We start from the raw sequence: 17,310 nt of genomic DNA on the forward strand, positions 1-17,310 counted from the left end.
TCAGGACCGGCTGAGCGCGATGAGGTGCGCGAAGTCGGTCAAGTAGTCCCGGGCGCACTGGTCGAGCAGGAAGCTCGGCGGTAGCAGGTTGGTACGCGGTGCCCGCTCCTGGGCCACCTTCTGCACCACGTCGGCCAGCGCACCGGCGTCCGTCGGGTCGACCTCGTGAAGCACCCGGTTCAGTGCCTCCGACCTGATCGACCCGGCCGTGACGACACAGGGAAGACCGCAGGCCAAGGCCTCAAGCACCGCCATCGGCAGCCCTTCCAGTCGTCCCGTGGTGAGCAGCGACACGTCCGCCGCGGAGTAGTAGTCGCGGACGTCGCCCGCGTCCACCCGCCCGGTGAAGACGACGAGGTCCTCGATCTGGAGCCTGCGGGCCAGGCCCCGCAGCCGTCCCTCGTCGGGGCCGTCCCCCACGACGACGAACCGGAAGCGGTCGCCGAGGCCACGGTCACGGATCACCGCGGCCGCGTGCATGGCCCGGTCGACCCGCTTCTGCACATGCAGGCGACCGACACAGCCGGCCACCACGGTGTCCTCGTCGATCCCGAGCGCCCGCCGGACGCGGCCCCGGGCCGTGGCGTCGAAGGCGTGGTCCTCGGCGCGGACACCGTTCGGGATCAGGTGGACCTTGTCCGGCGTCGCCGACCAGTTCTGCGGCGACGCCGCCAGCGAATCGACCACGTTCTCGCCGACCGCGACCAACCGGTCGAAATCGCGGTAGCGGGCGAGGTCGCGGACCAACCCGATCGCGTTCTTGGGGGCGCCCGCCAGGGACCGCGCGGTACGGGCCCGAAGCTTCGATCCGAGTTCCATGGCGGAGGTGCCGTGGACCTGCAACACGAACGGCACCTGCGGGTGTCGGGCCCGGTCGCGGACCGCCGAGTAGGCGCCGGCGCTCACCGAGAAGACCACGCTCGGCGCGTCGGTGAGCGACCGCCAGTGCTCCCGGGACGCCTCCCACCAAGCCCGGGAGTAGCGGCCCGGCCGCGTCCCAGGCAGGGGGGTCACCGCGACGCCGTCCTCGGTGAACGGTTCGGGCCGGCCCGGAATGGCGGTGGTGACGATCCGCACCTCGGGAACCGCCGTGCCCCATTCGGTGGCCAGCCGCCAGGCGAGGGTCTCCATGCCACCGGTATGATGGTGTGGCGTGGACCGGGAGTAGATTAGAATAGACTCGATCACGACAGGTTCCTATACAACGACTCGAGCTTGTCGGTCTGCTGGCGCAGGTTGAACCGTTCCTCGACGGTCCGGCGCCCAGCCTTGCCGAACTGGTCACACAGCTGCTCGTTCCGGAGCAGTTCGAGCAGCCGGTCCGCGAGGGCGGCGACGTCCCGTTCCGGCACCAGGAATCCGTTCGACCCGTCCGTCACCGCCTCCGGGATCCCGCCGTGGTGCGTACCGACCACCGGCTTGCCGCAGGCGGCCGCCTCCAGCAGAACCATCCCCAGCCCCTCCTGGTCCCCGTCCGACGCGGTCACGCTCGGCAGGCAGAGCAGCCTCGACCGGCTCAGCCACTGGAGCGTGTCACTGTGCTTCTGCGCGCCGAGGAAGCGGACCGAGGCCTCGATGCCGAATTCACGGGCGAGCGCGCCGAGCGAGTCGCGGAGCGGGCCCTCGCCGATGAGCACCAGTTCGGCGTCGGGGACCGCCCTGCGCACCTCCGCGAACGCCCGCAGCAGGTACCTCGTACCCTTCTTCTCCACCAGCCGGGCGACGTGCAGGATCCGGGGCTTCCCGACGAACCCCGCCGGCTGGATGGCCTCGACGTCCACGCCGATCGGCAGGACCACGCAACGGTCCGGCGGGTAACCCCACTCCACGGCACGCCTGCGAATGTGCTCGGACACACAGATGAAGACCGCGCCGTCGGTGAAGAGCGAGTTGCGCCAGGTGACGTAGTTCAGCCACGACGCCTTCTTCGAGGCGAGCATTTTCGCCCGGGTGACGGTCACGTCGAAGCCGTGCAGGGTGGTGACCAGCGGGACCCCCAGGGCCTTCGCCGTGGGGACCGCGTACACCCCCTCGACGCCGAAGTGGGCGTGCAGCAGCGCGGTGCCACGCTCCGCGAGTGCGGTGGCCAGCGCCTCCGACCGGCGGGTCAGCGTGTATGACAGGACGGCCGGCCGGCCGAACTCGGCGACGCTAACCGACTCGATCCCCGGCGTGGCCGGGACCGGGTCCCGGCCCACGAACAACGGTCGGAAGCTGCGCAGTGATGTCGCCTGACTCGCGATAAAGGCCTCCGACGGCCGGAACTGCTGGTGACGCAGGATCCCGACGGTGGGCATGGGCATGGTCGTTCGACTCCTCGCCGCCGCCCACGATGAGGTGAGCGAGCAGCAGTGAAAGAATGGGAATGAGATGGATGTCGCCGAAGATATCGGTGTTGTCGCCCAGCCCGTGGATGAGCGTCCACCCGACCGCGGCGGCGGCCCAGAGCGCGAGGACCCGGCGGCCCTGATTGCCGCCGGTGAGGACGGGGAGCGCCAGGCGCAGCGCGAGCGTGAAGAACGCGACGGTCAGCACCAGCCCGGCGAGGCCCGTCGCGGCCCACGCCGACAGCAGCACGTTGTGCGGGGGGAAGCTGCGGTAGATGCCGTGCTCCCGTGCGTACGCGTCGAAGCCGGCGTCCCAGCCGCCATATCCGAGCCCCAGGACCGGGTCCCGCAGAAACGCCTCCGCACCGAAGCCCCAGATGGCCGTCCGGTCCCCGAACGACTTCGCCAGCGCCTGGACGAAGCCGAAATCGGCGGTGAGCAGCACCACCACCGCGCCGAGCGCGCCCGCTGCGGTCAGCCCCACCCACAGGTGGCCTTGCGTCCATGTCCCCGGCCGTCGGCGCGTGTTGCGTCGGGCGACCCCCGTCGGGGTGGTCCGAGCGGCCCGCGGGCCGAGACGCCGGACGGCGAGGACAGCCGTGGGGAGGGTGACCGCGAGGACGGTGGCCGACTTCGAGCCGGTGAACGGCACGGCGGCCAGAGCGATGAGGCCGACGACGCGTACCCACCGGGCGTGGGTGACGGCCGCCATGGCGAACGCGGCGACGGCGTTCACGCCGAGGAACAGCCCGGCGACGTTCGCGTTGACGAACAGGCCGCCGGACTTCGCCGGGTCGAAGACGTTGTTCGGACTTCCGCCGAAGAGGGCCGCCACGGTGTTCTGCCCGATGAAGATGCCGCCGACGGAGCGCAGGAACGCGTCCTCCACGTCGGGCAGGAACCGGAAGGTCAGCACGAGGACCGCCTCGAGGAGGACCCAGGGCCAGTACCAGCGCGCCAACCTACGCGGCAGCTCGGGGTCCTGCCGGATCGCCTGAACCATCAGCGCCAGCGTGACGACGAACTGCCCGACCAGCGCGATCAACGGCATCCCGGCCCGCGGGTCCGGTGACCAGGTCAGCGCGAGCAGCCGCACCACGAGCAGCGCGACCAGAACGCGGAACAGGCCGAGCCGGAGCAGGGCGACACCGGAGCCGCGTCGGGCGGCGAGGAGCACCCCGGGCACCAACAGTGCGGTGATCACCGTGGTAGCCGCGATGTCGGTGCTGCCCTCGGGCATGAGGTAGAACTGGGGCAGGGCGAGGAACAGCACGAGACACGCCGCGGTCCGCGGCGAGGAGCCGGCCGCGATCGCCCACACGCCCCCTGAGCGGAGCCTAGCCACGCGGTTCTCCCGCACCGTCTCCCACCGCGTCGTGGGCGCGCCGCGGCATCCGGTGCGCGATGTCGCGCAGGAGGCCGCCCCGACCGCTCCAGCCGTAGTCTCCGGCGTACCGGACGCGGGCGGCGGCGACGTCGTCTTCCGCGGGCCGGATCGTGTCCAGCACCCGGCGGACGAAGTCGTCCGCCGAGGCGGCGGCGACGATCTGGTCGGTACGTGCCGCCGCCTGGACGACGTCCGGGATGGCGGTGCTGACGACGTTCAGGCCGGATGCGAGGTACTCGTAGCACTTGAGCGGGCTGACGCCGGCGGTGTACTCGTTCAACGCGTACGGGATCAACCCCACGCTGCACGTGCCCGCGACCTCGGCCAGCCGGTCGAGGGTGAGCACCCCCAGGTACCGTGCGCCCAGCCGTTCGAGCTCGGCGAGTTCGCGGTCGAAGCCGCCGCCGCCGGCCGCGATCGGGCCGGCGAGGAGCAGCTCGCCGTGGCCCCGGAGCGCGGTGGTCAGGGTACGGAGTAGCGCGAAGTCCAGTTTGTGCGGGGAGAGGTTGCCCGCGAACAGCGCCGCCGGGCGCCGCTCCGCCGCCGGTCGGCTGCCCGCCGAGAAGACGTCGATGTCCGCGACGTTCGGCAGGGTGAGGACCTCGGTGAACCCGGCGTCGGTCAGGTGGGCGGTCACCGCCCCGCTGGTCCCGATCGTCAGGTCGGCCCGGTGCGCGAGGTTCCGTTCGCCGACGGACACGGCCGAGGCGTCGATGCCGGGGAATGCCTGGAGGATGTCGACGCAGTGGTAGAGGGTGTAGTCCGCGTACTGCTCGAGGTCGTACGTGACGGGAGTGAACGTCCAGAGGATCCGGGGCCGCGGGCTGCGCCGCCACTCGGCCACCGCGCGTTCGAGGAGCAGCCGGTTGGGCAGGCGCGTCGGCGCCTGGTGGATGGGCACGATGAGCGGCGAGATGACCTTGGCCCGCTCGGGGATTGGGCGATAGGCGTTGGCCTTCTCGTGACCGACCACCGCGTGCCGGAGTCGTTTGGCGAGCCGGCTGACGTCCTTCGAGTCGAGCCGTACCCGCCGCAGACCCAGTGACTCGACGAAGTACGTGTCGAAGTCGCGCGCCAGCTCCCGCACGACGTAGTGCTGGTTCGTGGCGATCTGCGAGTTCCACTCGGCGGTGCCCAGGACCAGGATCGTCGGTTGCGACGAATCGGCCCCGGCGGTGGATCCGGCGGGCGAAAGTGGTGTCGTCACGTGTCTCTTCCGGGTTCGTCCGACCACTCGGGCTCGCTGCGGCCGCAGGTGTGCAGACCGCGCGGAAACGGCGATGCGCGCATGGCGGGACGCACCCCCCGTCACCTCTTGGTCCCCGTTCGGTTCGGTGTGCTCCGCCGGCCCGATACGGCCACCGGGGCGCACACGAGACGAGCGACGCCGAGGCCGCCCGTCAAGCCCGGGCCAATAGATCCTAACGCCGGCCGTTCTGTCAACGGCGGCCCGTGCGCTCCGGGGGTCCGGCGGCGACGGGAGGGGCGCGGTACGTCTACTCGGTGTTCTCTTTACCCCGTGATGCACCCGCGCGAGCTGCCCCGCGACCCGAAGAAATAGCCGTTCGGCCAGGTCGCTTCACCCCAGTCCTCGTTCCTGACGTGGCCACCCCCGGACTCCGGCGCCGCCGCACTGACGCCGTGCGTCGCGCGCCCCCGGTGGGTCCGCTGGCGAGCGGCCCGTCACGGGGCGGTGCCGGCTCTCCCTTACTGTGGAACCCATGCCCGACGACATCATCCTCCTGCTGAGGCGGGCGGGGTTCGGTCCTACGGCGGCGGAAGCGGGGGCTGCTCGGCAGCTCGGATACGCGGCAGCACTGTCCGGTGTGGTCGCGCCGGCGGGGCCCGACGTGGGCGCGACCAGCGCGCCGGTGCCTGATCTGGGGCCAGATCCCTTCGTCCGTCTGGCCCGGCCCACCGACGCGCAGCGGGCCGAGGGTGACCGTCGTCGCACCGAGCAGACGGTGTTGCTGGCGCGCTGGTGGCTCGACCGGATGACCGTGGCGGACCACCAGGCGGTCGAGAAACTGGTGTTCTTCTGGCACGGGCACTGGGCCACGTCGGTCGCGAAGGTCCGCAGCCCGCAGCTCATGCTCGGGCAGCTCCGCACGTTCCGCGAGTCCCGCGACTTCGCCGAGCTGGCGCACCGGATGGTGCTCGACCGGGCGCTGGTCTACTGGCTGGACGGGCAGCACAACAAGAAGGCCGCGCCGAACGAGAACCTCGCCCGCGAGCTTTTCGAGCTCTTCATGCTCGGCGTCGGGCAGTACAGCGAGCGGGACGTCAAGGAGGCCGGGCGGGCCCTGACCGGCTGGCGGGTGGCCCTCGACCGCGAGACACTGATCTCCGATCCTCAGCACCGCGACACCGGCCGCAAGACGATTCTTGGTACGACCACCACCTTCGACGCCCGCACCCTCGTCGACCTGCTGCTTCGGCAGCCGTCGTGCCCTCGGTTCATCGCGTCCCGGCTGTGGTTCCGGTACGCGTCCTCCACCCAGCCGATCCCGGAGCGCACCCGGGAGGCCATGGCTGCCGCGTTCCCCGCGCCCATGGCGATGCTCCGGGCGCTCTTCGAGGACGAGGCGTTCCGCGCGACCCGGGGGACGATGGTGAAGCAGCCGGTCGAGTGGCTCGTCGGCGCCATGCGCAACCTGGGGATCCGGCCGGCGGCGATGCCCGAGCAGGTGTTCACCCAGATCTACTGGGCTCTGGAGGCGCTCGGGCAGCGCCCCTTCGCCCCGCCGAGCGTGGGCGGCTGGCCGGCCGGAGCAACCTGGCTGACCTCGGCCGCCGCGCAGGTGCGGCTGAAGATCGCCAGCACCCTCGCCGGCCTGCTGCCCCCAGCACCGCTGACGCCGGAGGCCGTCGCCCACCTGCTCTGCGTCGACCGGTGGACCGATCGAACCTACGCCGCGCTGCGGGACGCCCGCGACCCCCGACTGACACTGACGCTCGGGCTCTCCAGCCCCGAGTACCTGGTGACCTGACCCGAGTGGATATGTGGACATGGATGCGTTGACCCGACGTCGGTTCCTCATCTCATCCGGCGTGCTGGGCGGCGGCGCGTTGGCGGCCGGCGCGGGTGTGCTGGGATTCTTCGATCTGCTCAGGACCGCGGAGAAGACCGCCTCCGGCGACGCCCAGCCCGGCCGGCCCGCGCTGGTCCTCGTCACCCTGTACGGGGGCAACGACGGCCTCAACACCGTCGTCCCGTACCTCGACCCCGCGTACCACAGCGCCCGCCCGGAGCTGGCGTACGCGCCGGAGGACGTCCTGCACCTGGACGGCGCGTTGGGCCTCAATCCCGTGCTGCGGGGGATGAAGCGCCTCTGGGACGCCAAGCGGCTGGCCATCATGCTCGGCGTCGGTTATCCGCAGCCGGACCGGAGTCACTTCAAGTCGATGGACATCTGGCAGACCGCGTCGCCCGGCAGCCCCGCCCCCACGGGCTGGGTGGGCCGCTGGTTGGACGCGACCAAGGCGTCCACGGAGACGGCTGTGAGCTTCGAGCCGGTCCTCCCACCCGTGCTGGTCGGCAAGACCCACTTCGGGGCCTGCGTGAGCTACCGCGGGCTCATCCTGCCGCCCGGCGTCACGCCGGACAATGTGTCGGCGCTCGGCCGGACCGAGCCGGGCGAGCCGGAGATGCAGGCCCGTGCGGCGGCCACGTATGCCGACCTGATCACGATGAACCGGCTCGTGCGGGAGAGCGCGGGCGGCCCCGACGCGCCGAGCAGCGCCCCCGGGGCGGCGTCCCGGCCACCGGCACCGGCGGGGACAACGCCCTCGCCACGCAGCTGGCACTCGTCGCGCGGTGCGTCGAGACCGGAGTACCCACCCGGGTCTACTCGGTGAGCCTCGGCGGCTTCGACACGCACGCTGGGGAGCGGGTGTGGCAGGAAGCCCTGCTGCGCCAGCTGGACGAGGCGCTGACCGGCTTCGTGGACCGGATGGCCCGCACCGAAGCCGGCCGGCGCGTCACCGTCCTGGTCTACAGCGAGTTCGGCCGGCGCGTACGCGCCAACGCCTCCGACGGCACCGACCACGGCACCGCCGGCCCGGTGTTCGTGCTGGGCCACGGCGTGACCGGCGGGTGCTACGGAGAGCAGCCGAGCCTGACCGACCTGGACGACGGCGACCTCAAGGCGACGATGGACTTCCGCGACATCTTCGGGACGGTTCTTGCCTCCGTGCTGCAGGGCGACCCCGACCGTTACCTGGGCGGTTACCGGGCGCAGCTGCTGCCGATCGTGACAGCCGACTGACCGGGCGTCGGCCGCCTCAGGTCAGCGGCCACCGCCTCGAAACACCTCGGCCACCGTGCGGAGCACGATCTTGGCGTCGAGCCACAGCGACCAGTTCTCCACGTAGTAGTTGTCGAACCTCGCCCGGTCGGAGATCGGCGTGTCTCCCCGCAGGCCACTGACCTGCGCGAGCCCGGTGAGGCCGACGGGCACCCGGTGGCGCATCGCATAGTTCGGGTACTCGGCCGAGAACTTCTCGACGAAGTACGGCCGCTCCGGCCGCGGCCCGACGATGCTCATGTCGCCGCGCAGGATGTTCCACAGCTGGGGCAGTTCGTCCAGCGACGTGCGGCGCATGAACCGGCCGATCGGACCCACCCGCTTGTCGTGCGCGATCGACCAGTTCGTCTGGGACTCCTGCTCGTTCACGGGCCGCATCGACCGGAACTTGATCACGTTGAACGGCTTGCCGTACCGGCCGATTCGCTCCTGGTAGAAGAAGATGCCCCGGCCTCCGTCGACGAACGTGGCGATGGCGCAGAGCAGCAGCACCGGGCTCAGCACGACGAGCGCCACCGCGGCGAAGAGCACGTCGGACGCGCGCTTCGTGGCCCACCGCGGGCCGGAGAAGGTGGTGTCGCCGATCTTGACGATCGGGATGGCCCCGACATGGTCGGGATACCCGCCGTGGGACCGGGAGCCCCAGAGGCGCGGCACGGCCCAGAGATCGCAGCGGGAGCTGGCCGGCCGAAGCAGCAACTCCATCAGGGCCGGCTCCGGACAGGCCGGGTCGGCGATGACCAGGACGTCGCACTCCAGCATCGTGGTGAGCTTCTCGAGCTCGTCGAGGGTGCCGATGAGCGGAAGCCCTGGGACGCCCTCGCGCGACGGGGCGTCGACACAGCCGACGAACCGCAGGCCGTACTGGGGGTAGCGGCGTAGCAGGCGGGCGAGTTCCACCGCGACCGGGCCGCTGCCGATGACGATCGCGTTGTGCTCGACCCACCGGCGCTTACGCGCGACGATGGTGAGCTTCCGGCTGAACACGCGCCCGACGATCACCAGACCGGCGGAGAGCGCGACGCCGCGCATGAACCCACCCACGTACGCCACCGAGTAGTGGCGTTCCGCCGCGATGATGGCCACCACCGCGGCGGACGCGAGCAGCCGCACGCAGAGGCTCGGCAGCTCGTCCAGGATGCTGATGTGCCGGCGGGCCCCGTAGAGCCCGCCGGTGGCGAAGATGGCGACCGTGAGGCCGGCGTTGACCAGGGTCCCGCGCCAGTAGTCCTGGGTCAGCAGCAACGGGACGAGCAACGCGACCACGTCGACGGGAGCCGTCATCATCCAGGCCCGTAGCTTGCGCGTCCGCCCCGACGTCCGGGAGCTGGCGTACGGCAGTACCGCCGTCGTGTCGAGACCGGCACGCGCGGCAGCGGTGGCCAACGGCTTGCTCGCCGGCCGGGCGGAGGGAATGGCCCTCCCGTCCGTGCCCACCGCCTCACGAACTTCCACCACCGCCTCGGTCGGTTCGCCGGCGGCACGGGCCGCGGGAGCGGCCGGCTGGCCGGCAGCCGATTGGCTTGACATGGTCGATCCTTCCCCGTGGTCGCCCGGGCTTCGCGGCCTGATGGGCGAGGTGAGGATACGGCCTGGTCAGCCGTGGTGCCTCAGCCGAGGAGCCAGTTCGAGTGCTACTTTCCGGCGGCCAGGATCTCGGGGACCGAGTCGCGGCGAACCGCGTCGAACACGCGGGCGGCCTTTGCCTTGTCCACGATCACGACGCTCTCGCTGCCGACCCGGCCGGTCCCCTTCGTGGGGCAGGTGAAGAACCCGAGGTTGCCGCTCCTGAGGTGGCGGAGCTCCATGGCCAGGTCCAGCAGGGACATCGACCGGTCGACCGCCACCGCGTCCGCCGTGGCCTTCACGAACGAGTTCAGCTTGGCGGGGTTGGTCACGACGCCGCCGGACACCGCCTTGTCCAGAATGGCCTTGATCACCTGCTGCTGGTGCTTGATCCGCGCGAAGTCGCCGTTGGCGAAGGCGTACCGCTCCCGTGCGTAGTCCAGCGCCGCCGCACCGTCCATGGTCTGCCGGCCCTTGACGAACTCCCGCCGACCGTCGGGATTGAGCGAGTGGGTCGAGGTGAAGCTCTGCTCGACGTCGATCTCGACGCCGCCCAGGGCGTCGACGATCTCCTTGAAGCCGGAGAAGTCGACCAGCGCCACGTGGTCGATGCGGACGCCGGTGAACTCCTCCACCGTCTGGACCATCAGCGGGATGCCGCCCCAGGCGTACGCTGCGTTGATCTTGGCGTCCCTGCCGCCCCGCCCGTCCTTCGATGTGGGCACGTGCACCCAGGAGTCACGCGGGATCGAGATGAGCTGGGCGCTCGACCGGTCCTTGGGCAGGTGGGCCAGGATGATCGTGTCGCTCCGGGAGCCCGAGCCGTTCTCCGGGTCGCGGGAGTCGCTCCCCAGCAGCATGATGTTCATGGCGCCGTCGGCCACGACCTGCGGACGGGACTCCTCGGGCACACCGGTGAAGGCGTCGACCCGCTCGATGCCCGAATCGATCGAGCGGACGTACAGCCCGGCCGCGAGCATGCCCCCGCCGCCGACCAGCATCACCGCCAGGAAGGTGATCAGGGCGACGCGCCGCCACCGGCGGCGCCGCGGACGCGGCTGCCCGCTCGGCTGCGCTGCTGGCTGCTCAAAGACTGGCTGCTCAAAGAGCTGGGTCTCGGGCTCCGCATACTCCTGGCGATGGCGCATGGGCGAAGATGCTACTAATTCCGCCTCCCGTCCGCCTTCCCCCTTCCGTCGCGGATCAACGCCCTCGCGAATGACAACTCTCACAGGTTCTTTTTCCCTTCGGCTGATAGAACCCTCCCCGTGGAGGTAACGACGCTGCGCCGGACGATCGCCCGCACCCGGCTCGCCCCGATCGCTGCCTTCCCCAAGCGACTCGCCCGGGTGGCCCGGCACGACGCCAAGGTGCTGCGCACCTCGGCCCGGTGGCTGGTCACCTCCCGGTCACCTCCCGGGAGCACCACAACTACACGTACGAGCTGACCAGACTCAGCCGGCACCACCTGGCCTGGTACGCCATCGTCCGCGCCACCCGGCCCGCGCACGTCGTCGAAACCGGCGTCGACAAGGGACTGGGCACCTGCGTCGTGGCCGCCGCCCTGCTGCGCAACGCCGCCGAGGGGCGTCCGGGCCGGGTCACCTCCCTCGACATCAACCCCGAGGCCGGCTACCTGGCCCGCAGCGCGCCCTGGTCCGCGGTCGTCGACCTGGTGGTCGGTGACTCCATCGCGTCCAGCGCCGCCCTCGACCGGCCCGTCGACCTGTTCCTGCACGACAGCGACCACAACCGGGAGCACGAGAGGCGTGAGTTCGAGGCGGCCGAGGCGAAGTTGGCCCCCGGCGCGCTGCTGCTCACCGACAACGTCACCCACACCAACGTGCTCGCCGAGCACGCCGAACGCACCGGCCGGCGCTTCCTGGCGTACCGGGAGACCCCGGCCCGGCACTGGTACCCCGGCGACGGCATCGGAGTCGCCTGGTGAGGCTCGCGGCCGTCCACACGTACCCGGTCAAGGGGTGCCACCGCCTCGACCACGACGGCGCCCGCGTCGAGCCCTGGGGCCTGGCCGGCGACCGCCGGTGGATGGTGGTCGACGGCGACGGGCTCGGCGTCACCCAGCGGCAGGCCACCGCGCTGGTCGGGCTACGCGCCGGGTCGGCCGCCGGCTGCGGATCGGGTCGGCCCGGTGCGCCGGCGGGACGTGCGGCCGCTGCGTGGTCACCACGACCGACCAGGAGACGGGGGTACGCGGAAAGGAGCCGCTGTTCACCCTCGGGCGGCGCCGCAACATCGACGGCAAGCTCCGGTTCGGGCTGAACCTCGTCCCCGAGGGGCCGGGCACGGTGCGGGTCGGCGACCCGGTGGTCGTGGCGGACTGAGCGGGGCGGCTCAGGCGGTGCCCGGCCGGCTCGTGGCCGCCGGCGCCGCCAGGTCGAGCCACATGAAGATCTCGTCCCGGTCGTCACCCGGGGCGACCCGGAGCGCGCCCGGCAGCCGGCCCACCTCGCGGTACCCGAGGCGCTCGTAGAACCGCTCCAGCCCCAGCCCGCCCCGCACGGTGACGTGCAGTGCCTCCCAGCCCATCGCGCGGCCGAGCCGTTCCGCCTCCCGCATCAGCGCGTACCCGTGACCCCGGCCCTGGGTGTCCGGGTGCACCATCACCCGCTTCAGCACGCACCAGTGCGTCTTCAGGTGGAACCGGTTGTCGGCGAAGATCAACATTCCCACCGGGCGTTCCCCGTCGTACGCGACGAGCAGCCGGTCCGGGCCGTCGGCGATGGCGGCGAAGGTCGGCCCGGCGATGCCGAGGACGTCCGCGGCGGTGACCGGGGCGACGAAGCCGACGGCGCCGCCGGCGTTGGTGACGTCGACCCAGAGGGAGAGGAGCTGCTCCCGCAGCTCGGCGGTGAGGTCGGGGTCGAGGACGAAGCGCAGACTCACGGGGCCATCCTGGCCCAGGTCCCGCCCGCGGGCTCGCGATCGTGACACGTCCGACAGCCGCTGGGGCAGGCATGGGCGGACCCGGAGTGAGCGAGTAGGGCCGGCGGGATTCGAACCCGCACTGGCGCGGACCTAAACCGCGTGCCTCTGCCGTTGGGCTACGGCCCCTTCATCGTGTACACCGTCATCTTCCACGACCACTCGGGCGGGCGACGGTGCGCCGGCCGGTCGGGAATCCGGTCGGCGTCACGGCCTCGGATCGTAGACCACATCCGGCGCGACCACATCCGGCCGTCGCGAGCCGGCGTACGTGACCGTGGCGGTTCCTGGTCCTCGACCTGCCGCTGTCGGAGCGGCGGCCCCGCCTGGAGCCGATCGGCGGCACGCCGGCGCAGCTCACCGGGGCACCGCACCAGGCCCGCGCCCGGCTACCTCCGACAGTCGTAGAAAATCTCAACTACCGGCTGTGGCAGGCGGCTCGATTAATTGATGGTGCGAAATGTTATACTTCGCCGTGCCCGATTCCTCCGGATCCGCGGAAACGACGACCCGTGGCATGCCGTGGTGGGATCTTCCCGCGAAGGTCGCCGGCCTCGTCGGGGTTGGCGGGCTCGCCTATCGGGCGGTCCTCGTCGTTCTCGGAGTGCCCGCCACAAACAGTGACGAGGCGACAATGGGGTTGGCGGCTCTCCATATCTCGCAAGGGCGCGATTTTCCGGCATTCTTCTATGGTCAGTCCTACATGGGGACTTTGGAGGCGTATCTCGCGGCACCGCTGTTCTGGCTGTTTGGGCCAACCACGGTGGCGCTCCGACTGCCGACCCTGTTGCTCTACGGGGTGTTCGTAGTCGGGATGTTTGCCCTGACGCGCCTGATCGTTGGCCCGTGGCCCGCCGTGGTAACCGTTGCCGTCCTGGCACTGGGATCGGACCGGATCGTCAAAAATCAGCTCATCGCGGCTGGCGGCTACCCCGAGATCAGCCCCGGCGCGGCGGTGCTGTTTCTTTTGGCTACCCTGCTCGGCCTGGGTCTGATCCCTCCGCGCCGGCGGACGTTCATGCTGTGGGGGCTGATCTCTGGGCTGCTCTTCTGGACCCACTGGCTGATTCTGCCCTACCTCGGGGTCGCTGGCCTGGTCCTGATCGCCGCCGCCCGGAAGAACCGGAACCGGATGAACCTGGGTTCCGTTGCCTGGGCGACCGTGCTCGGCTTCGTCGTCGGGTCGTTGCCGCTGCTGGTCTACAACCTGTCGTCGCCGTTCTCAAGCAATTCCGTCGGTGTTTTCCTGAGTCAGAACGCCTCGGCTGCTGATTCTTCACTCGCCGACAAGATTTACGGCGGGGTGCTTCTGGGTATCCCGATGGGAGTGGGTCTCTGCTCGCCCGGCCGCTGCGAGACGTGGCACCTGCTCTGGTCGTTTCCCTACCTCGTCGCCCTCCTTGTCGCCGGGTTCATCGCCGTCAAAGGACTTCGCCAGGGCGCCGACGAGGGGTTCCGAAATCTTGTCCGCCTCGGGCTGGTTGCCGCCGCCGGTACGACCGTCCTGGCATACGCGAGAAGTTCATCGGCCGCCGAGACTCCTGTGGAGAGCGCGCGGTATCTGTCGCCGTTGCTCGTCTCGACCCCGGTATTGCTCTGGCTGGTGTGGACGCTCGCCGCCCGACTGGTTCGCCTCGGTGAAGGACGGAACGTGTCCACCGCCCGGCGTCGTCTCTTCACGCTTGCGGTGACCGTGCCGGCCGGCGCCGTGCTGGCCGTAATGGCGGTCGCGACATCCGCCCTGGCCCTTGAGGTGCCGGCGATCCGAGAGGCCGAAGAACGCCGTGACTCGCTGGCGGAGTACCTGCTGGCTCAGGGGAGCCGGTACGTCTACGCCGACTACTGGACATGCAACAGGCTCACCTTCCGTGCTCGGGAGGAGATCCGGTGTGCGGTCCTCAACGACGACCTCACACGTGGGCACGACCGATATGCGCCGTATCGCCGGGCGGTGGAGTCGTCGGCCAATCCTGTTTACGTCGTCCCGGAGAGCCTTCCGCTTGATGGGCACGTGCGCGCTGCGCTCGACACGTCTGGGGTCGCCTACCGGGTAAGCAGGGTGGCCGGTCACAACATCTATGTGCCGGCCCGGCCCTTGCCGATCCCCAGCTAGGAGCCGGTGCGCCACGGTCGGTCGCAATCCGGTACGACTGGATCAGTCAGTCCAGGCCGAGGTCCCGCCGGAGCTTGGCCACGTGCCCGGTGGCCTTGACGTTGTAGAGGGCCCGCTCGATCTTCCCGTCCGGGTGGATGACGAAGGTGGACCGGATCACCCCGGTCACCGTCCGGCCGTACGACTGCTTCTCGCCGTACGCGCCGTACGCGGTGAGCACCGCCTTGTCGACGTCGGCGACCAGGGGGAAGGTGATGGCGTCCCGCTCGCGGAACTTCGCCAGCTTCTCCGGCTTGTCGGGGGAGATGCCGACGACCTCGTAGCCGGCCGCCTGGAGCGAGGCGAGCGAGTCGCGGAAGTCGCACGCCTGCTTGGTGCAGCCGGGGGTCATGGCGGCGGGGTAGGCGTACAGGATCACCCGGCGGCCGCGCAGGCCGGCCAGGGAGAGCGTGCCGCCCGTGTCGGTGGGCAGGGTGAACTCGGGTGCGGGGTCGCCGGGGCTGAGGCGGGCGGGCGCGGTCATGGCTGGAACCCTACCGCCGGCTGCGGCGCCCGGGCCGGGGACGACGCGCCGAGGGCTCCGGCCGGGGCGAGGCCGGGTCCGGTGCCGGACCGCCCCGTCGGGAAGTGGGCGCGGGCGCGACGGAGCGTGATCAACACCTCGGCTTGTTGCAAGCTGTTGGCAACAGCACTCCGGCGGAAATAGGCTGACCCCGTCGGCGTGGAGCGTCCCGCCGCGCCCTCGGGAGGTCGAGTGGAAACCCTGGCGATGCACATTTCGAACGGGATCGTCAACGGTCCCGTCGCCGCCGTCTTCGCCGCGTTCGCCCTGGCCGTGCTGACCCTGTGCGTGCTGCGCGGGCGGCGGGACCTGGACGACCGGCTGGCCCCGATGGCCGGCCTGGTCGCCGCGTTCATCTTCGCCGTGCAGATGCTCAACTTCCCGATCCTCACCGCCGGGGTGAGCGGCCACCTGCTCGGTGGTGCGCTCGCCGCGCTGCTGGTCGGCCCGTGGGTCGGCGCGCTCTGCGTGGCGGTGGTGCTGGTCGTCCAGGCGCTGGTCTTCGGCGACGGCGGGGTGGCCATGCTCGGGCTGAACATCACCAACATGGCCGTGCTCGGCACCGCGGCGGCGTACCTGCTGATCGCCCTGCTGCTGCGGGTGCTGCCCCGTACCCCGGCCGGCCTCGGCGTCACCGCCTTCGTCTCGGCGCTGGTCAGCGTCGTGGTCGCGGCTATGGGCTTCGTCCTGCAGTACTGGCTGGGTGGCACCACCGACCTCGGCGGCAACCTGGCCGGGCTCGCCGGCACCATGGCCGGCGTCCACCTGCTGATCGGCGTCGGCGAGGGGCTGATCACCGCGACCACCGTGGTCACCGTCGCGAAGGTGCGCCCCGACCTGGTGTACGCGCTGCGCGCCCTGGAGCCGGCGGCGCCGGCTCCCGTCGTCCCGGTCGCCGGAGGTGCCCGATGAACAAGCGTCCCTGGGGATTCGTGGTCGGCGGTCTGCTGGTCGCCCTGCTGCTGGCCGGCGTGGTGAGCAACTACGCCTCCGCGCACCCGGACGGGCTGGACTCGTCGCTGCTCAAGGGCTGCACGGTGGACGCCGAGGGCGAGATCACCGGCGGCAGTTGCCCGGCGCAGCGCGAGCGGCACCACGAGCTGGGCGACAGCCCGCTGGCCGACTACGGCGTGCGCGGCCTGGACAACGACTTCCTCTCCACCGGGCTGTCGGGCGTGCTCGGCGTGCTGCTGACCTTCGGCGTCGGTGCCGGCGCGTTCTGGCTGCTGCGCAGGCGCGGCTCCGCCGGCCCGGACGGCCCGGGCGAGGGGACCGGCGACCGGGCCGGCACCGAGCGCGCCGCGTCGGCCAGGTAGGGCGGGCACCTCGATGGGAGCCGGGCACGCCCACGTGCTCTACCGGGAGGCCGCCTCCCCCGTGCACCGTCTTCCGCCCGAGGTGAAGATCGCCGCGATGGTGCTGTTCACGCTGGCGGTGGTGGCCACCCCACGGACGGCGTACTGGGCCTTCGGCGGGTACGCCCTGCTGATCGCCGTCGTGGCGGCGCTGGCCCGGGTGGGGCCGGGCTGGCTGCTGCGCCGGGCCGCGATCGAGCTGCCGTTCGTGCTGTTCGCGTTCGCGCTGCCCTTCCTCGGGGCGGGGGAGCGGGTCGAGGTGGCGGGCGTCGCGCTGTCGGTCGACGGGCTGCTCGGCGGGTGGAACATCCTCGCCAAGGGCACGCTGGGCGTACTGGCGTCGCTGCTGCTGGCCGCGACCACGACGACCCGGGACCTGATCCTCGGCCTGGACAGGCTGCGCTGCCCGCAGCTGCTCACCCAGATCGCCACGTTCATGCTCCGCTACCTGGACGTGCTGGTCGGCGAGGCCCGCCGGATGCGGGTGGCCCGGATCTCCCGGGGCGACGACCCGCGCTTCCTGTGGCAGCTGCGCGGGTTCGCCGCCGGGATCGGGGCGCTGTTCCTGCGCGCCTTCGAGCGCGGCGAGCGGGTGTACCTGGCGATGGTGTCGCGCGGCTACTCCGGCCGGATGCCGGCGGTCTGGCAGGGTGCGGGGGCGGCGACCGCCGGGCAGTGGCTGGTCGGGGCGAGCGTGCCGCTGGTCGCGGCCTGCATCGCCGCGACCGCCGTCACCCTGGGATGATC

At 71.2% G+C, this 17,310-nt stretch carries 17 protein-coding genes, 1 tRNA gene and 1 pseudogene; 10 read left to right on the forward strand and 9 right to left on the reverse strand.

Going from position 1 to position 17,310, the window contains the following annotated elements; all coding sequences use genetic code 11:
- Genes JD77_RS18285 through JD77_RS18300 form a run of 4 tightly spaced genes read right to left on the reverse strand, consistent with a single transcriptional unit; the run spans position 1 to position 4,921 of the window.
- On the reverse strand, positions 1-1,131 hold the full coding sequence (locus JD77_RS18285) for a glycosyltransferase family 4 protein (protein ID WP_145775436.1): 1,131 nt from the start codon (positions 1,129-1,131) through the stop codon (positions 1-3).
- Positions 1,132-1,184: 53 nt separating this feature from the next.
- A complete protein-coding gene (locus JD77_RS18290) occupies positions 1,185-2,198 on the reverse strand; it encodes a glycosyltransferase (RefSeq protein WP_246141303.1) in 1,014 nt (337 codons plus the stop codon).
- A complete protein-coding gene (locus JD77_RS32890; protein WP_145775437.1) occupies positions 2,152-3,648 on the reverse strand; it encodes an O-antigen ligase family protein in 1,497 nt (498 codons plus the stop codon). The genes JD77_RS18290 and JD77_RS32890 overlap by 47 nt, the downstream gene beginning before the upstream one ends.
- Positions 3,649-3,664: 16 nt before the next feature.
- Positions 3,665-4,921 carry a glycosyltransferase family protein gene (locus JD77_RS18300; protein ID WP_246140742.1) on the reverse strand — a complete coding sequence of 419 codons (1,257 nt, stop codon included), beginning with the start codon at positions 4,919-4,921 and terminating at the stop codon, positions 3,665-3,667.
- A gap of 514 nt (positions 4,922-5,435) precedes the next feature.
- Here JD77_RS18300 and JD77_RS18305 point away from each other — a divergent pair.
- From JD77_RS18305 to JD77_RS33725, 3 genes are read left to right on the forward strand one after another with little or no spacing between them, the layout of a single operon-like run.
- Positions 5,436-6,704, forward strand: coding sequence for a DUF1800 domain-containing protein (locus JD77_RS18305; protein ID WP_145775438.1), 1,269 nt, complete (start codon positions 5,436-5,438; stop codon positions 6,702-6,704).
- Between the two features lie 19 nt (positions 6,705-6,723).
- Positions 6,724-7,572 carry a DUF1501 domain-containing protein gene (locus tag JD77_RS18310; RefSeq protein ID WP_246140743.1) on the forward strand — a complete coding sequence of 283 codons (849 nt, stop codon included), beginning with the start codon at positions 6,724-6,726 and terminating at the stop codon, positions 7,570-7,572.
- On the forward strand, positions 7,515-7,982 hold the full coding sequence (locus JD77_RS33725; protein ID WP_246141304.1) for a DUF1501 domain-containing protein: 468 nt from the start codon (positions 7,515-7,517) through the stop codon (positions 7,980-7,982). Before JD77_RS18310 ends, JD77_RS33725 begins: the two co-directional genes overlap by 58 nt.
- Before the next feature lie 21 nt (positions 7,983-8,003).
- Here the strand turns inward: JD77_RS33725 and JD77_RS18315 are convergent, their stop codons facing one another.
- Together JD77_RS18315 and JD77_RS18320 are read right to left on the reverse strand one after the other, a co-directional pair.
- The gene (locus JD77_RS18315) at positions 8,004-9,551 is read right to left on the reverse strand and encodes a sugar transferase (RefSeq protein ID WP_145775440.1); all 1,548 of its coding nucleotides are present in this window, start codon (positions 9,549-9,551) and stop codon (positions 8,004-8,006) included.
- A 104-nt stretch (positions 9,552-9,655) separates the two neighbouring features.
- On the reverse strand, positions 9,656-10,735 hold the full coding sequence (locus JD77_RS18320; protein ID WP_145775441.1) for an LCP family protein: 1,080 nt from the start codon (positions 10,733-10,735) through the stop codon (positions 9,656-9,658).
- 120 nt (positions 10,736-10,855) lie between these two features.
- Here JD77_RS18320 and JD77_RS33730 point away from each other — a divergent pair, with 120 nt between their 5' ends.
- The 3 genes and pseudogenes from JD77_RS33730 to JD77_RS18330 all read left to right on the forward strand — a co-directional run bounded on the left by JD77_RS33730 (position 10,856) and on the right by JD77_RS18330 (position 11,932).
- Positions 10,856-11,035 (forward strand): hypothetical protein, encoded by a 180-nt coding sequence (locus tag JD77_RS33730; protein ID WP_246140744.1) that lies wholly within the window; start codon positions 10,856-10,858, stop codon positions 11,033-11,035.
- Positions 10,978-11,535: a class I SAM-dependent methyltransferase gene (locus tag JD77_RS18325; RefSeq protein WP_246140745.1), complete on the forward strand. Its 558-nt coding sequence runs from the start codon at positions 10,978-10,980 to the stop codon at positions 11,533-11,535. The genes JD77_RS33730 and JD77_RS18325 overlap by 58 nt, the downstream gene beginning before the upstream one ends.
- Positions 11,532-11,932: pseudogene (locus JD77_RS18330) on the forward strand (MOSC N-terminal beta barrel domain-containing protein). The gene JD77_RS18325 and the pseudogene JD77_RS18330 overlap by 4 nt, the downstream one beginning before the upstream one ends.
- Positions 11,933-11,942: 10 nt before the next feature.
- Here the strand turns inward: JD77_RS18330 and JD77_RS18335 are convergent.
- Positions 11,943-12,494: a GNAT family N-acetyltransferase gene (locus tag JD77_RS18335; protein ID WP_145775443.1), complete on the reverse strand. Its 552-nt coding sequence runs from the start codon at positions 12,492-12,494 to the stop codon at positions 11,943-11,945.
- Positions 12,495-12,589: 95 nt separating this feature from the next.
- A tRNA-Leu gene (locus tag JD77_RS18340) sits at positions 12,590-12,662 on the reverse strand.
- A 331-nt stretch (positions 12,663-12,993) separates the two neighbouring features.
- Between JD77_RS18340 and JD77_RS18345 the strand changes: the two genes are divergently transcribed.
- Complete coding sequence (locus JD77_RS18345; RefSeq protein WP_145775444.1) at positions 12,994-14,646, forward strand: hypothetical protein; 1,653 nt, start codon at positions 12,994-12,996, stop codon at positions 14,644-14,646.
- A gap of 46 nt (positions 14,647-14,692) precedes the next feature.
- Here the strand turns inward: JD77_RS18345 and bcp are convergent, their stop codons facing one another.
- Positions 14,693-15,169 carry a thioredoxin-dependent thiol peroxidase gene (bcp, locus tag JD77_RS18350; RefSeq protein WP_145775445.1) on the reverse strand — a complete coding sequence of 159 codons (477 nt, stop codon included), beginning with the start codon at positions 15,167-15,169 and terminating at the stop codon, positions 14,693-14,695.
- A 231-nt stretch (positions 15,170-15,400) separates the two neighbouring features.
- On the opposite strand from bcp, the gene JD77_RS18355 reads away from it, so the two are divergent.
- Genes JD77_RS18355 through cbiQ form a run of 3 tightly spaced genes read left to right on the forward strand, consistent with a single transcriptional unit; the run spans position 15,401 to position 17,308 of the window.
- The gene (locus JD77_RS18355) at positions 15,401-16,120 is read left to right on the forward strand and encodes an energy-coupling factor ABC transporter permease (protein ID WP_145775446.1); all 720 of its coding nucleotides are present in this window, start codon (positions 15,401-15,403) and stop codon (positions 16,118-16,120) included.
- Positions 16,117-16,524, forward strand: coding sequence for a PDGLE domain-containing protein (locus tag JD77_RS18360; RefSeq protein WP_145775447.1), 408 nt, complete (start codon positions 16,117-16,119; stop codon positions 16,522-16,524). The genes JD77_RS18355 and JD77_RS18360 overlap by 4 nt, the downstream gene beginning before the upstream one ends.
- 13 nt (positions 16,525-16,537) lie before the next feature.
- Positions 16,538-17,308, forward strand: a complete 771-nt coding sequence (cbiQ, locus tag JD77_RS18365) for a cobalt ECF transporter T component CbiQ (RefSeq protein ID WP_145775448.1) — start codon at positions 16,538-16,540, stop codon at positions 17,306-17,308.
- Positions 17,309-17,310 lie beyond the last annotated feature (2 nt).

Origin of the sequence: Micromonospora olivasterospora (genome assembly GCF_007830265.1) — a bacterium.
Lineage (GTDB): Bacteria > Actinomycetota > Actinomycetes > Mycobacteriales > Micromonosporaceae > Micromonospora > Micromonospora olivasterospora.

Coding starts and splice junctions, on each gene's coding strand:
- JD77_RS18315 (WP_145775440.1), bottom strand. CDS start 9,551: ATGTCAAGCCAATCGGCTGCCGGCCAGCCGGCCGCTCCCGCGGCCCGT.
- JD77_RS18345 (WP_145775444.1), top strand. CDS start 12,994: ATGTTATACTTCGCCGTGCCCGATTCCTCCGGATCCGCGGAAACGACG.
- JD77_RS18360 (WP_145775447.1), top strand. CDS start 16,117: ATGAACAAGCGTCCCTGGGGATTCGTGGTCGGCGGTCTGCTGGTCGCC.
- JD77_RS18305 (WP_145775438.1), top strand. CDS start 5,436: ATGCCCGACGACATCATCCTCCTGCTGAGGCGGGCGGGGTTCGGTCCT.
- JD77_RS18320 (WP_145775441.1), bottom strand. CDS start 10,735: ATGCGCCATCGCCAGGAGTATGCGGAGCCCGAGACCCAGCTCTTTGAG.
- bcp (WP_145775445.1), bottom strand. CDS start 15,169: ATGACCGCGCCCGCCCGCCTCAGCCCCGGCGACCCCGCACCCGAGTTC.
- JD77_RS18310 (WP_246140743.1), top strand. CDS start 6,724: ATGGATGCGTTGACCCGACGTCGGTTCCTCATCTCATCCGGCGTGCTG.
- cbiQ (WP_145775448.1), top strand. CDS start 16,538: ATGGGAGCCGGGCACGCCCACGTGCTCTACCGGGAGGCCGCCTCCCCC.
- JD77_RS18285 (WP_145775436.1), bottom strand. CDS start 1,131: ATGGAGACCCTCGCCTGGCGGCTGGCCACCGAATGGGGCACGGCGGTT.